This window comes from Extibacter muris, from assembly GCF_004345005.1.
Lineage (GTDB): Bacteria > Bacillota > Clostridia > Lachnospirales > Lachnospiraceae > Extibacter > Extibacter muris.
This window is the reverse complement of sequence record NZ_SMMX01000005.1, coordinates 106,901-122,710: the sequence shown is the minus strand read 5'-3', so window position 1 is coordinate 122,710 and position 15,810 is coordinate 106,901. Positions and strand designations below refer to the sequence as shown.

11 protein-coding genes and 2 pseudogenes are annotated in these 15,810 nt (G+C 40.8%); 4 read left to right on the top strand and 9 right to left on the bottom strand.

Annotated elements, in window-relative coordinates:
- Positions 1-18: 18 nt before the first annotated feature.
- The 3 genes from E1963_RS07705 to E1963_RS07695 are packed head-to-tail and all read right to left on the bottom strand — an operon-like array spanning position 19 to position 3,527.
- Entirely contained in the window at positions 19-1,281 is a 1,263-nt protein-coding gene (locus E1963_RS07705; RefSeq protein WP_132276860.1) for a four-carbon acid sugar kinase family protein, read from the bottom strand.
- Positions 1,282-1,296: 15 nt separating this feature from the next.
- Positions 1,297-2,340, bottom strand: a complete 1,044-nt coding sequence (gene pdxA / locus E1963_RS07700; protein WP_132276858.1) for a 4-hydroxythreonine-4-phosphate dehydrogenase PdxA — start codon at positions 2,338-2,340, stop codon at positions 1,297-1,299.
- 32 nt (positions 2,341-2,372) lie between these two features.
- Positions 2,373-3,527, bottom strand: coding sequence for an iron-containing alcohol dehydrogenase (locus E1963_RS07695; protein WP_132276856.1), 1,155 nt, complete (start codon positions 3,525-3,527; stop codon positions 2,373-2,375).
- Between the two features lie 269 nt (positions 3,528-3,796).
- Here E1963_RS07695 and E1963_RS07690 point away from each other — a divergent pair, with 269 nt between their 5' ends.
- The 4 genes and pseudogenes from E1963_RS07690 to E1963_RS22595 form a co-directional block, all read left to right on the top strand.
- Positions 3,797-5,575, top strand: coding sequence for a sigma-54-dependent transcriptional regulator (locus E1963_RS07690; protein WP_132276854.1), 1,779 nt, complete (start codon positions 3,797-3,799; stop codon positions 5,573-5,575).
- Between the two features lie 327 nt (positions 5,576-5,902).
- A pseudogene (locus E1963_RS22605) lies at positions 5,903-6,140 on the top strand (IS110 family transposase); the annotation flags it as partial.
- Positions 6,141-6,145: 5 nt separating this feature from the next.
- Positions 6,146-6,448: a transposase gene (locus E1963_RS22600; protein ID WP_262201688.1), complete on the top strand. Its 303-nt coding sequence runs from the start codon at positions 6,146-6,148 to the stop codon at positions 6,446-6,448.
- Positions 6,420-6,751, top strand: a pseudogene (locus E1963_RS22595) (DDE-type integrase/transposase/recombinase); the annotation flags it as partial. The gene E1963_RS22600 and the pseudogene E1963_RS22595, both read left to right, overlap by 29 nt.
- Before the next feature lie 253 nt (positions 6,752-7,004).
- Here the strand turns inward: E1963_RS22595 and E1963_RS07675 are convergent.
- The 6 genes from E1963_RS07675 to E1963_RS07650 form a co-directional block, all read right to left on the bottom strand.
- On the bottom strand, positions 7,005-8,024 hold the full coding sequence (locus E1963_RS07675) for a virulence RhuM family protein (protein WP_132276852.1): 1,020 nt from the start codon (positions 8,022-8,024) through the stop codon (positions 7,005-7,007).
- A gap of 292 nt (positions 8,025-8,316) precedes the next feature.
- A complete protein-coding gene (locus E1963_RS07670) occupies positions 8,317-11,103 on the bottom strand; it encodes a hypothetical protein (RefSeq protein WP_132276850.1) in 2,787 nt (928 codons plus the stop codon).
- Between the two features lie 46 nt (positions 11,104-11,149).
- Positions 11,150-11,581 carry a hypothetical protein gene (locus tag E1963_RS07665; protein ID WP_132276848.1) on the bottom strand — a complete coding sequence of 144 codons (432 nt, stop codon included), beginning with the start codon at positions 11,579-11,581 and terminating at the stop codon, positions 11,150-11,152.
- A gap of 149 nt (positions 11,582-11,730) precedes the next feature.
- On the bottom strand, positions 11,731-13,374 hold the full coding sequence (rlmD, locus tag E1963_RS07660; RefSeq protein ID WP_132276846.1) for a 23S rRNA (uracil(1939)-C(5))-methyltransferase RlmD: 1,644 nt from the start codon (positions 13,372-13,374) through the stop codon (positions 11,731-11,733).
- A gap of 85 nt (positions 13,375-13,459) precedes the next feature.
- Positions 13,460-14,401 carry a 3'-5' exoribonuclease YhaM family protein gene (locus E1963_RS07655; protein WP_132276844.1) on the bottom strand — a complete coding sequence of 314 codons (942 nt, stop codon included), beginning with the start codon at positions 14,399-14,401 and terminating at the stop codon, positions 13,460-13,462.
- A gap of 16 nt (positions 14,402-14,417) precedes the next feature.
- Positions 14,418-15,692, bottom strand: coding sequence for a S1C family serine protease (locus E1963_RS07650; protein WP_132277049.1), 1,275 nt, complete (start codon positions 15,690-15,692; stop codon positions 14,418-14,420).
- Positions 15,693-15,810: the final 118 nt, after the last annotated feature.

The window sequence follows — 15,810 nt, the reverse complement described above, 5'->3', positions numbered from 1 at the left end:
CCTTTCATTGCTGAAATATTATGATTCTTTATTTATTACTTTTTCAGCGATCCGGCACATGATGTCTTCCGTTCCGAATCCGCCTGATTTTGAAATTACCTGCACAAATCTTCCGCCACACTCGATGCTGGAAACTACAACTCCCTGCTCGATCTCACACAGTGGTTCTATCTGTGTACATCCAATCTGTTTCATATAGCCCATCAGGGTGTCGCCACCTGTCATCAAAATGGTAACATCCACATTATGACGGACAATCTCATTCACGATACACCCGTGAGAATCTGAGATTCTAAATCGTACCGATTTCGGTCTGATCTCATGCTCTCTCATAAACTGTTCTTTCGAATCATCCAGATCAAATGTATCCACAATCACTTTTTTCTTCATCCTGCAAAGTTCTACAATTTCATTCATAAAACTTTTTCCCTGCGCTGTTGTATAATATTCAGGCATCAGTTTCTGCTCCATTGACAGATGGACTCTTGCGAATCCGCCGTTCTTCTCCGCATAGTCCAATTGGTTTTCTGTGATTTTGTTCATGCTTCCGCATGCCACATACATACTGTCTGTTTTTCTGAACCGCATCTTCTCTTTCCGGTTGAACTCAAGTTTTTCAACCAGTCTGTCTGCCAGTCCTGCACATCCTGCCATCAGTTTTAAACATTTTTTTTCAGCCATCTCATCCAGTCTTTTATCGATATCTTCCGTGCTGACCGTATCACATACGATGATCTCCGCTATATTCTTCCCCGTCTCCGGGAGTTCCTCCCCGACGAGGATATTCACTGCGCTGATATCACTCTGGTCATGGATGATATCCGGTATGTACGACCTTTTTACTGGTTCAAATGGATCTTTGCCAAACACACTATTCTCTAACAATTCGCCATCAATATAATGTGTTCCGTTCTTTGTAATTCTGTGAATATCAGGATAACCCGGCAGAAAGAATACTGATGCTTCTCCTGCCGCATCGGAAACGGCCTTCAGTTCTGCTCCGATATTTCCTCTGAGCGCAGAATCTGTTTTCTTAAAAATGATCTCAACGCCCATGGAAAGCGCCCAACTCGTAATTTTTCTCACCTGGAGATAAGCCTCTTCTTTTGACAATGGTCTTGTTTCACTGTCTATTACAAGAACTTCTGTATCAGTTTTAATTTCACTATTCTCTAATTTGGTTTTAGTAAAAACCTGGGTACTGATTCCACATTTTTTAAACTGAATTCCTGTATCCAAAGCACCGGTAAAATCGTCAGCTATTATTAACAGTTTTACCACGTCTTTTTCCTCCTGCTATTGTTTGTTTTCTGCAAGCCGGATAGCATAATCAATAGAGTTCACAAGGCTGATTGGGTTGCATTCTCCTGTTCCTGCAAGATCGAATCCTGTTCCATGATCTACGGAAACTCTGATAATTGGAATACCAAGTGTAACATTGACACCTGATACAGCATCCCATTTCTTCAGTTCCTTGTTATATTGAAATCCAACAACCTTAAGCGGGATGTGCCCCTGGTCATGGTACATTGCAACTACAATGTCATACCATCCGCCGATTGCCTTTGAGAAAATAGAATCCGGAGGCGTCGGTCTCTTTTCCGGAATATTGATTCCTTCTGCCATTGCCTCGTCGATTGCTGGCTGGATCTCTTCGACCTCTTCTGTACCGAACATACCATTTTCTCCGCAGTGTGGGTTCAATCCGGCTACTCCGATCCTCGGTTCCCTAAGCCCGATTGCCTTACATGCGTTATTGGCAATTCTGATGCATTCAAGCACACGGTCTTTCTTGACTTTATCGCATGCCTGCCTGAGAGATACATGGGTAGATACATGCACAACCCTTAAATCGCCATGTGCAAGCATCATAGTATACTTGTTTGTATGTGTATAATCTGCATAAATCTCTGTATGTCCGGAATAATGATGGCCAGCCATGTTGATAGCCTCTTTACAGATCGCATTGGTAACAGTTGCATCGATCTCGTTCTTCATTGCAAGTTCGATAACTTTTACAACATACTGGAAAGCTGCTTCTCCGCACATTTTGGAAACTTTACCATACATATGCTTTTCGATATCTACCAGTTTCATATCATAGACATCAATCGTTCCGAACCGGAACAATGCATCTTTTACATCTTCTACTACACGAATCTTGATCTCATCTTCTTTACCGAGGATCCTGACTGCTTTCTCCATACAGTTCGCATCACCTATAATAATCGGATTGCATTTCTCGTAAATTGATGAATCGGCAAGTGCTTTTACCGAGATCTCTGATCCGTTTCCTGCAGGGTCACCCATTGTAATTCCTATAATCGGTTTCTTTGCCATGTTCAAATTCCTTTCTTTGTAAATCAATCTGCTTATCTTAATACTTTCAGGTAAATGTTTCTTATGTCATCCATTGAAAGTTCTTTCATGTTGTTTACCAGAAGCCTCTTCTGATCACTTCCTGCCTGTACAAGGAAATCAAGGTCTTCCATCTTCACACCGAATTCATTCAGGTCTGTAGGAATATTCGTAACTTTCACGATACCGGCAATCTGTTCGATCATGTAATCAGCTTTCTCGTCAACACTCTTAGTTGAAAATTCCGGAAATACTCCGTCACATAACAGCGCAAGTCTGTCTTTGCATGCATCTTTGTTAAAATCCATCACATGTGCAAAAAGAATCGCATTGGATACACCGTGTGCAATGTGGTATTTGCCGCCTAATGGATAAGACAGTGCATGTACTGCTGTTGTGCCGCTTCCTGCAATCGCAACGCCACCGTAGAATGCTCCAAGCATCATATTGTTCTTTGCTTCCATGTTGTCAGCGTCATTGTAGGCTTCTCTGATGTTGTGAAAAATCAGTTTTGCTCCTGCCATTGCATATGTATCGGAGAATGGTGTCGCTTTCTTAGATGTAAAACACTCTACCACATGAGCCAGTGCATCAACGCCTGTTGCAGCGATAATGGATTTTGGAAGTCTCTTGATCATCTGGGGATCGAGGAATACATAATCCGGAATCATATCGTCATTAACGATTCCCCTCTTTGATTGTTCTTCCGGAATTGCTACAATGGCGTTGCATGTTGCCTCTGATCCGGTTCCGCAGGTTGTCGGGATCATAAGTGTCTTAATCTGTTTCTTAGCAATTGCAGGATCTTCCAAAAGGTCTTTCACTGTGTAAGGCGCTCCTTTTAATACGCTGCAGAGTTTTGCTGCGTCCATAACACTTCCTCCACCGATTGCAATAATGAAGTCACCTTCGTAACGCGCCGCCTCATCCATTACTCTTTCTACATCTTGATAAGCCGGTTCAGGAGTGAGATCATCGAATATCTGATATTCTACATCTACTCCATCAAGAATCTTTGTCAGCACATCCAAAAGACCGGTTGTTCTGATACCTCTATCTGTAAAGACTATTATCTTCTTTACACGTTCCTTCTCGATGATTGCCGGTACATTTTCAATACATCCTTCTCCTCCGCATGTATATGGTGGTATTTTAATCTGATAACTCATTTTTCCTCCTTTGTTTAATTTCGAAACATTTACAAGTTATTTTTTAATTTTCTATATCATACTGCTATTTGCAGCAATCTACAATTTAGTTTTTATTAAATATTGTTTAATTTCGAAACCATTATTAATATTTTTGTTGCATTTTAAAACATTTCAATTTATCATAATAATATACTTGCCTATGAAATGATTTTTGAGACAGAATATAGAAACACTATGTTCTATTTCCAGACAAAACACTTACTATTGACAATCCAGGAGGAATATTTATGCAGAAAACCAAAATCCTTGCAGTGGCACCGTACGAAGGCATGGCGGATGCCATCTCTGCCATTGCACAATCCCGTGACGATATCCGCATGACTGTACAGACCGGAGACCTGGATACCGGGAAACGAATTGCAGTAGAGCTTGCCCACAATAATTATGACGTCATCATATCCCGTGGCGGTACCGCAGAACTGATCCGCTCGAATGTAGAACTTCCGGTTATTGACATCCCCATCTCCGTCTATGACGTACTGCGCACCATCAAACTTGCCGAGAATTACTCCGGCAAATTCATCATTGCCGGCTTCTCTGCCATAACAAACTGCTCCAAAGTACTCTGTGACCTGTTACAGTACGATATTGATATCATTACATTTACCAATGAGACCGATACTGTTCCGGCACTGCGTAAGGCACAGAAGGAGGGATGCACACTTGTCCTTTGCGATATGGTCGGCTCTAAAGCCGCGCAGAAACTTGGCATGAATTCTATCCTGATCTCATCTGGTACAGAAAGTATCACTTCCGCAATAGATGAAGCCGTGAAACTGGTACGCTCTTCCGAACATGTCCACAAACAAAAAGATTTGTTCCAAGAACTCCTTACCGGCGAAGAACGAGAATTTCTCATCTTCAACCCAGCAGGAACCCTGTGGTTCTCCAGCCTGTCTGTTGATGAGGAGAATACCACCCTTATGAATCTGATAGAAACTTACCTGAAAGCATTCCTAAAAGTCCCGGATCAGACTGTGACCAGACAAATCCGAGACCAAATCTATATTCTAAGCAACCGGCATATTTACTACGAAGACCAGAAATATACAGCGATCACGATTCATCAGCAGGCTGCGATCCTTTCTGAAGATGATATGGGTCTCACGATCTATAACAGTTTAGATCAGGAAGGAGATGGTTTCGCCAATGAATACAGTAGTTCTCATAAAGTCGGGAATACCGCACATATGATCGAGAAATACTCCAAAAGTACACTTCCCGTATTGATTGTCGGAGAAAATGGCACAGGCAAAGATAAAATCGCCAAACATTTATACGAAACCGGGAATTACAGTTCCTACCCGCTTTATATCATCAACTGTGAACTTATGGGCGAACGTAAATGGAACGCTCTAATGAACAGCGACAGTTCTCCATTTACCAATGTCAACACAACAATCTACATCAAGAATCCCGGCTCATTATCAAAAGTGCAACTGGAGGGGCTTTTTAATTATATAGATAATTCAGACCTGGCAAAAAGGAATCGTCTGATTTTCTCCCTGATTCTGAACTCCAGAGAGAACGACCAGACAGAAGTCTGCCGGACTTATCTGGAGAACAAATTATCCTGTCTGACACTACGACTTCCTCCACTGCGTGAACGCATTCAGGATCTTCCAAGTATCACCGCCTTATACATCCACCGGATGAATGTCTCTACAGGAAAACAGATCATTGGTTTTGAAACCGAAGCAAAAGATCTGATGCTTGCATTCTCTTGGCCTAATAACTTAGATCAGCTGCATCATGTAATCAAAGAACTTGTTATTATCACAAAAACACCTTATATATCTTACGAAGATGTGAAAAATGTACTTGCTAATGAACCGGACGAAAAGACATCCGGCAAGAATCATGGATTTGATCTTTCTCTTACTTTGGACGAAATGAACAATCAGATTGTCCAAATTGTATTAGAGCAAGAAAAAGGAAATAAAGAAAAAACCGCCAAACGACTGGGAATCAGCCGGAGTACACTTTGGCGTATGTTAAAAAAATAGGATGGAAGCTAACTTTCCATCCCTTTTTTCATATTAATCTCCATTCCGCCGCCTTCGGCTGGCGGCACAAATAGTAATGAAAGTGTTTCAACTCTCTACGTTGTGCTGTAAAATAGTTTGCAAGAAACTACACTACAAAGCACGGGAGGAGGAGTTGTAACAACTTTCTTCGTTTTAGACAGCATTTTAATCAGTGTAAGTTCTGCCTTTTCAAGCACAAATAAGTGGCATCACGAATCCGTACACTAAGAATTGTTTAAACGCCTTAGTTTAATTGTGCGGCAGTTCAGTCAATGGCTTCTTATCTTTTACGAAAGGAGTCTGACTATGAAAGTTACTTACCAAATCTGTTGTGGTGTCGATGTTCGCAAATCATTTCTCGTTGCCACAATCGTCAAAACTACCGGTGGTATTGAGTCCTCTTACCAAAAGAAGCGCTTTTCCACCTTTAACAATTCAATTCTTGAATTCAAGCAATGGCTTCTCGACAATGATTGCCATGATGCCTGTATGGAATCCACAGGTAAATACTGGGTTCCTGTCTTTAATCTTCTCGAAGAGGTACTAAAAGTGGCACGTAAATATGATCATGAATTCAAAGTACAGGCGGTAAAACTGGCAAAAGAAATCGGTGGCGATAAGGCTGCTAAGGAATTAGGGATTCCTGAGGGAACCGTTCATACATGGCTTAAAGCAGTCAGAAACGGGAAACTGGACATCGGCGTAGGCGCCCATACACCTGCCAGTGCAATGAGTCTGACCGAAGAAATCACAATGCTCCGTAAGCGCGTTAAAGACCAAGATAAGGAAATCCGCCGCTTGAAAGAGGAAAACGAGTTTCTGGAGGAAGCCAAACGGGATTACAAAAGCTGATCGGGAAGCCATGAAATCGGATGACTTACTGAAACGGGAATTCCATTCGGATGCCCACTTCAAAAGTGTGTCACAGATATCACGGAGATCAAAGCATCCGATGGCAAACTGTATGTATCAGCAATCTACGACTGTTTTGATCTTGCTGTTCTCGGTCCTGCAATGGATACGAACATGAAAGCGGAGTTATGTGTCCGTACACTGGAAAATGCTCTTACGGCGTATCCATCTCTTGGAGGGGCTATTATCCATAGTGACCGAGGCACACAATTTACCAGCGATTGTTACTCGCGCAAAAAAAGAACTGCTAATGCTTTGACGCACTAACAGTTCTCTTCTATAAGTTCAGTGTATTAAATTTCTTCTCCGTTCTTCACTCTCTGTAGTTCTTCTGTGTCTACGCTAAGTTTAACACGGGTATCCGGCTTTGCATTTCGGTTGCCCAAGAGGCAGACAGTCTCAACATGAGTATCATTGTCCAAACTTATATGTACACTGTTTCCCCCTCCAAATATCTCTTTGGCTTTTTCATTTATGTGAGAGCATATTTTCTCTATCAGTTATTACCATTTTTCTTCACTGTGCTGTGAAGATTTTTAATACTTTCCAAATACTCTTCTTCAACTGGAGACAAATTATGTGCTTGGTACTTTCTATACTCTTTTGTCGCTTTCTCGATTGCCTGTGCATGACTAATTGTCCCTGCCCCTTGCAATACTTTTTCACCTGTAGTTCTTAAAACATTATCCAGATGCTCCACGTAATCTGCCATATACATAGGATTATGACGCATAGCCTGAATTTCCGCAAAATCAAAGTAACCTGATACGATATTATTTAGAATTTTTAATTCTTCATCATTGAGATAATTCTTTGCAATACTTATATCTTTTAATGCAGGAAAATCACCAGAAAAACTCTTTAATCCCATAAAAGGCTGACTTGCATCTGCACGCTCATATATAACTTCCGCTGCTGTATGTCCATGTGCTGCATAATGTAATTTGTTTTGCACCATTTTAAAAAATGCAATAGATTCACTGCTCTTTGGGTTATAATCAACACTTGTTGCATACAAATCAAGCACCTGACGATACATAACCTTCTCAGAGGAACGAATATCACGTATACGGTCTAATAACTCTTTCCAGTAATTACCACCACCCAGATTTTTCAGCCGTTCATCGTCCATTGTAAAGCCTTTTATCATATACTCTTTAAGGCGTTCGGTAGCCCAACGGCGAAAATTTGTAGCAATTTTAGATTTCACCCTATATCCAAGAGAAATAATCATATCAAGATTATAGTGGATTATATTATATTTTTTCCCATCAACCGCAGTTGTTCGGAATTTCCGAACAACTGTATCTTCCTCCAGTTCTTCCTCTTCGAAAATGTGCTTAATATGCTCGCTGATATTAGATTTGCTGGTTTGGTAGAGCTCACATAATTGCGCCTGCGTAAGCCAAACTGTTTCGTCTTCTAATTTAACATCAATTTTGGTATGTCCATCTTCCGTTTGATATATAATAATATCATTTGCGACAATATTGGAATTATCTTTATCATTTTGCATCTGCAAACCTCCATCGTTCTATTAATTTTTAACTAAGCACTCCTATAGAACCCATCTGCTTTTCAAACATGATATCCCATAATTTCAGACATTCAGTAACAACTGTTTATCTATAGATATATTAATAATCAATTTTTTCGTTCACTTTGTTTCCTTGAATCCACCAAGCACAGTGTCACCGTTTAAAATCAATAAAGGCTTTACCAACATCCGCAACTTTAACTGGTCTTCTTCGCCCAAAGTAGGAATCTTGCCAATAAGCTGTATTTCTTTATGAAGAATTTCCTTAGTACTAAAAATCTTTCTCGTCAATCGTATCAATATCATCTACAATTCCATATTTAACAAGCATATTATTAAGCCATTCTACGTCAGAAAGCTGGGAATCGTCTGACTCGTTTTCGATAATATTGGTATGTGGACATACCGAACACAATGGATTACTTTCACTATTCCGTCTACCATAACCACCAGCATTTTTAATCTCTTTTACAATCTTTCCATTTATAATTTCAAAATGTAAAGAAGTTTCATCTGCATAACCTGTTTCTGGAATTAGTCGCTCCGTAAAAGCAAAATACTTAACTGTATGTTCTTCAAGAAACTTATCCAAAAAATCTTTGCGAATAAATACAGTTCCACCGATAGGGTCTCTATAATATGAATTCTTATTATTGTTGCATATTATCACTTTTTCCTTCTCTTGAGTTTCCCATGATAAATCTGAAACATTCAATTTAAGATTAAAAAAACTAATAATTTCTGATGGCGGCAGAACCAATGACGTATTCTCAAAAACTTCAGACTGACTATTGATGTTCTTTACATCCTTGCAAAGCCAAGGTTTTAAAGTATTGTCTGGATACGCCTTTAGTTCACCAAGATATTCTTCCAATTCAATAGTCAAATATCGAGCATTGCCATCATTATTGATTGTTTCATTTTCCGAAGTACAACACCACACATCATATGTATCTCTCCATTTCGTATCATAGTTATCTTCCTCATGCAACGATACTCTGCAAGCCAGTATTACCCATTCTTGATGTTTTAATTCTATTTTTTCAAGAATATGCAATACATTTCTTCTTGTTAGTTCGGCATTTCGTACCCAATGAATATCACGTGACACAGGTATCTCTATTGAGTTTATTACATAATCCCCCAGTCTTTCTATAAAATCCTGATACGTTGGAATTGGTGCTGTAATAATAACATCTTCTCCATATTCCAAAGGGTCATACACCTCATATCCAATACTATTCTGATTATTATTGTATGTAGCAAACTGATTGGTATAGTAGTTACACATCAAGCTTCCATAATACAAACCTGTTGCAATATCTACACACTTCATATATACAGAATGACGGAAATCTTCTTCCCGCATATTCATAGATTTTCTATCCACTGGAATGTTGAAATATTCAAAAACATATCTAAAAACAGTTTCAAAGCTTTCCAAAAAAGAATTCATATCCATTGTTTCAATCTCTGCCATTGGTTTTATCTCTGGCATAATCATTTTTTCAAATGCCATTAATCCACTACAATTCCCACCGCGAACGCAAGAATATTTTCTGCATAGATAGTCGTTTATTTTTTCTATTTCATGCTTATCGTTTATAAGAAAACGAGTATACATATCTATATGATCTTTTCCCCAATATCTGAATGGCAAAAAATCTTTATTCATAAGATCAACGCTAAATAATATGTCATTCAAATAATCTGAAACAATAGCATCTTTATTATATTTAAATAAGTTTTTCCTGTTCCACTTAATATAAGAGTAAGGATTACCAAAATAAGTTGAAATTCTGCGAATGCTTTTTGCAGTCAGATTATCCTGCTTTTCGATAATCTTATTATAAAAGTCTAGAATTTTGCCGTTATCTTTTTTTATTTGGCTTAGAACATAAATAATAGCTTCTTGTATATAGAAGTCAAAAATTCTTTCATATTCAATAATAAGTCTATCAACATAGCCTTCATTCTTTGAAACCACCTCATATAGTAGTTTCATTGCCAAACATCTAACATCTTTATTAGGTGCTGCACAACAGAGCAATCCCAAATAAAAGGCCTCATCGTCTCTTCTGTCTTCTCTGTCATTTAATGTTGTAAAGTACAATACATTTTTCAGCCTATTCTTTATCCCATTTTGGAAATGATACCCTGCCAATGTGTTTGACAAATCACATAATCTTTCACGACTTGCACAATAATAATTAAATAAGTAATTGCTACAGTTAAATGGTTTGTCAGTATATCCCCCCATCGCCTGCAATAATGTACTATGATCAATGGGTTTAAACATCCTCAGAAAAGTTGCAATATCATCTTGTTTAAAATGAACTTTAACCAATGTATTAAAATCCAAGTTCTCAATTAGTTCTGTACCAATTAATAAGTCCTTTATTTTCTCATAATCCGGAGACATATTATCGAATATTGCTATAATCAAGGCTTCTTCAAGATTATACAAAGACTCTACTTTTGATTTTATAATACTAATCTTTTCCTCGTAATTTTTCTCCCCGATATCTTCAAATAAGGAACGAGCAATCAAAAAATCTGTCAAAGAATCAATAACAAAATAATATTGCTTTTTATTATCTCTTTCATAGCAATCCATAAAACCCATCTGTATCATGGATAGAAGAAAATTTTCTCCTGTTTTAATTACCGAAAGTAGGCTATTCTCATCAATACTCTTTTCCCCATTTCTATACATCCATTGAGCAACTCTTTTCGTATCTTTCCAAACATCTACACCTTGACAAGTTAGATGATCCTTGAACACCTTACCTATGGTCTTTTTTATATATTGCTCCAAAATAAAAGTAACAGACGCAATTCCATTTTCAGTTTCATCAACAATCTTTTGTGACGATAGTACATCACATAGCATACTTAACAATAACGCATTATTTGAATACAAAATATCTTCATACATATATACATCTGGTACAGATAGCTTAAGTATTTCGCCTAATGCCGATTCAAAAGATACCCCTGGAAACTTATACTCATATGCTGATATTTCTTGATACTTTTTTAGAATCATATTATCCATTGAATTTGTTCTGTACGATATTACAATTCGTATTCTAGGATATTTTTTAAGTTCTGTTAAAATGCTCAATATTTTTTTGTTCCAATTGTTCTTCGAAACATTTTATAAAATAACTCTTACCAATACCACCTGTTCCTGAAATCAAACAAAAGCTATGGAGCTTCATATATGTTTCTATTTCATATAAGCTTAATCCGTACCAAGAATCTTTCAAATTATGTATATCTGAAATTTTCTTTGCTATTTCATCTAGGAAAGTTGATTTTTCTGAAAGAAAAGCATTATACGTTGTCAGCACTTTTTCTAATGCTGATATTTCAGCTTCCACTTCCCTGTCATTTTGATATTTTCTAACTTTTGGTAGTTCCCCTAGAAGATAATCCATAAACTCTGGTTCTTCCCATCTCATAACATATGCATGATTACTAATAGCTCTCATTCTATTTTTTTGATTTTTATTCAATACGCTATAATTCATGAGAAGTTCCTTTCTTCAAAATGGTTTCGTTGTTGCTCCCTCAACTCCACTACCCTAATCAACTCCTACTTCACATTATATTTATTATCTATCATAAATTGAAACACATCAATATCATATAATAAAATACAGTAATTGATATTTATCCCTTATATCATTCCAAAATGTTCTAGCGCATCTTCAATCGCCTTTTCCTTCTCCTCTGGACATCTTGGCCGTTTTGCATACTCTGATCTAGGAAGATTATAATTCTCCCTTTTTTTCAATCCATGCTTATTCTTTACCTGAGCAATATACAGATTAGATACCTTAAGTCCTGTCTTCTCTAACACATACTCCTTAATCTTTTCATAAGTTGCCTTACTCTCCGCCGCCGTCAAATCCATCTCACTCATTGCGATTTCCACTTCTATATTCTGTTTTGTATGAAGTTTGGAAAGCAACACGATACTCTCCACATGTACACTATGAGGAAACATATCCACCGCCTTCACCTTCCCCACTTCATACCCTCTCTCCCTCAGGTACTTCACATCCCGGGCCAGCGTAGCAGAGTCGCAGCTCACATACACGATCTTCTCCGGCTGCATTTTCACCATCGTCTCCAGCACGGATTCCTCACAGCCTTTTCTTGGCGGGTCCACGACGATTATGTCGCCATAGATTCCGTCTCTTTCATATCGCTCCGGCAGCACTTCCTCGGCCTTCCCCACATAGAACTGCGCATTCTTTATTCCATTTATCTTCGCGTTCTGTTTTGCGTCTTCGATGGCCTGGGGAACGATTTCAACTCCGTACACCTGCTTTGCCTTCCTGGCCAGGAACAAAGAGATGGTCCCGATGCCGCAGTACAGGTCCCACACCGTCTCATTGCCGCCGAGGCCCGCATATTCCAGCACAGTTCCATAGAGCCGTTCCGTCTGCACAGGATTGACCTGATAGAAGGAAAGCGGCGATATGTGATACCTGATGTCGCCGATAAAGTCGGTAATGTACTCCTGTCCCCACAGAAGTCCGGTCTCACGACCCATAATCACATTTGTCTTCTCCTGATTGACGCTGTAGGTAATGCTCTTCATCCCCGGAATTGCTGCCAGGCGTTCTGTTAGGATATGGCTATGGGGAACTTCCGTTCCATTAATGACGAGGCACACCATAATTTCGTTCGTCTTATACCCGCTGCGTATTAATATATGGCGGACAAGCCCCCTGTGGCTTGTCTCATCATAAGGCGGAATCTGATATTCCTGCATGAATGTTAAGATGGTCTCCAGAATATCCTTATTTTCCTCTCTTCCGATAACGCAGTCCATATGAGGGATAATCTGGTGTGTCCGACCTGCGTAAAAGCCGGTGATGATATTGCCTTCCCTGTCCATACCGACCGGGAACTGCGCCTTGTTGCGGTAATGGAAAGGTTCCTCCATGCCGCAGATGGGCTCCATCACCTCCTGCAGCAATTCTTCCGGTACATCGCCAATCCGTATGAGGTTATTCCTGACCTTCTCATTTTTATATGCAAGCTGCCGTTCATAAGACATCGCCTGTATCTGGCATCCCCCACACTGTCGGGCCACGTCGCATCTCGGTTCGGTGCGGAATTTGGACTTTGTATGAATATTCACCAGCCGTGCATACCCAAAATTCTTCTTGGCCTTCGTCACCTTGGCTTCCACCACGTCCCCGATAACCGCATCCTTTATAAACAAGGTGTATCCGTCTACCTTTCCTATCCCTTCCCCGTTCACTCCGATATCTTCTATCGCAACCATAACTACATCATTTTTCTGCATAATAATTCTCCTTTCCCCAAAAAGGTACAGGGCAAAAGCTAATTTGGGACGTAACACTTTTGAATTTTGTTACGTCCCCAATTATCTACACGCTGGTCTTCCGCAGGTTCGACTCGAACAGGCGGTTATAGCCGAGCCAGTCATTGCTGTTTTTGTCTTTGAATATCTCTGTCAGTGTCTGCATCTTCGCATCGGTGCAGTCTGCAAAGTTGAGCGCCAGCGCCTCTGCCAGCGCCGGCTTCTTCGGCGAGCCGTATTCGAGCTCTCCGTGGTGCGCCACGATGCAGTGCTTCAGCTCGCTGGCAAGCTTCTCCGGAAAGTCCGGTATCGTGCGGACGGCATCGCTTACCATCTCTACGCCGATGACGATATGGCCTAGAAGCTGTCCGTCATCTGTATAATCGTTCTCCGGAAATGCGGAGAGTTCCACTGTCTTGCCGATATCATGGCAGATTGCCGCGGCATAGAGCAGGTCCTTGCTAAGTATCGGATAAGCGCCCACCATATATTCACACAATTTCACGACGCTCAATGTATGTTCCAGCAGTCCTCCCGAAAATCCGTGATGTACGCTCTTTGCGGCGGAGTGCCCTTTGAATTTCTTAATAAATGCTTCGTCATTCACGAAATAATATTCCACTGCCTGACGAAGGTATGAATTGTCGATGCTTCTGATATAACCGAGCAATTCCTCGTACATGCTGTCAGGGCTCTTCTCTGTCGTCGGCATATAGTCCGCCGCAACGTATTCCCCTTCCTGGGCCTTCCTGATCTGCTTTATGTTCAACTGGAGATTGTTATTGTAGCTCGTCACTTCCCCATAACATTCAATAAAATCCATCTCATCATAGTCGGCGATTCCGCCGGAATTCGGGTCCCAGACTTTTCCGTCCAGCGTTCCCGTCTTATCCTGCAGCAGCAGGTTGTCATATGGCTTCCCGTTTCTTGTCTCTGCGGAACGCTTTCCTTTGCAAAGGTAGATGTTCCTTATTGTCTCGCCCTCCTGTAGGGTATTAATGTATCTCATATAGCTGCCTCTTTCTTTATTCTTTACTTCCTATCGTCACGTTGAAATCGATGTCAACATAACCGCCGGAGCCTTGACGCTGGCCTTTTATCTTCACTTTGCTGCCAACCGCCTTGTCGATGAGCACGGACTGGTAGGCCGATACCGTCTTGATCTCTGCCCCACCGATGCTCGTGATGATGTCGCCGCTCTGGATCCCCGCAGACATGGCCGGCGAATCCACTTCTACTTCTTTTACGTACACGCCTTGCGGAATCCCCTGCTGTTCGATGCTCTCTGTCACGTCTATGCCCAATATTCCGACATAGGGCACCGCTTTCCCATTTGAAAGCAGTTCAATCAGTTCCTTCAGGTCAGATATGCCATATGCAGTCGTAAGCTTCATACTGTCCTCATCGGATATGCTCTGGTCGATGATGCCGGTCACTTCCCCCTTCAGGTTGACGATGAACCCGGTCCCCTTCACCGTTCCCGGTATGTCCGTACAGATGAGACGGTACTGTCCGTCCGCGGCGTCGATGACATTCTTGTTGGAAGAGATGATGCCGTAACCGGCGGCGCCCGCATAATTAAAGGGCTTTCCTATCGCAATGGCAGTCTCGCCTTTTGATAGTGAATTAGAGCTTCCCAGCACTGCAATCTTCGACTGGGACCAGGTACTCTCCTGGATGTCATTTCTGTTGACCGCATAGATGCCAAGCCCGAGGTTGGAATCCTTTTTCTTCACCCCCGCCTTATACGTCTTTCCGTCGCAAAATGTAACTGTCACTTCATTGCTCTCTTTTAATATGGATGTCTTTGCGAGCATGAGAAGCTGCTGTCCATTATCCGCAATGATGAGGCCCGACACGCTGTTCTTCTTATCGTAATCGGCCTCCAGCCAGCCTTCCTCCCCTGATATCCCGTTTATCTCTACAACACTCTTTGCCGCTTCCTGCGCGACCGCGTTTAAAGCCTGGTTCATCTGACGGTAGCTCTCCTCGTCGAGAACCTGCTGCGTGCCGTCTTTTGTGCCGTCCTCGTCCGCCGTGTCCTCCTGCTCTTCTTCTTTCGGAATCGTTACTTTCTCAGGATTGCTCTGAAGCTGCCGCTCAAACCACGGTTTAAGCACACAGAAACTAAAGCTGGCCGCAATGCCGAATACAAGTCCAAGTCCAATCATCCGCAGTATATTTTTCCTTGTCTTCTTTGTTCCGCCCGCCTCGTCCTTGATTGTTTCCTGCAGAAAGGAAAATTCTTGCTCTTCTTCCTGCTCTTCTGTATGTTCTAGTGGATCTTTCTGTTCTTCCATAGACATAGCAATACTCCTTTACAATCCTTAATATAGTATACCGTATCACCGGTGAATGTTCAATATTTATCCTTTTCTTTATGGGACAAATAGGTTAGAATAAGTCTAGGTGAATAAA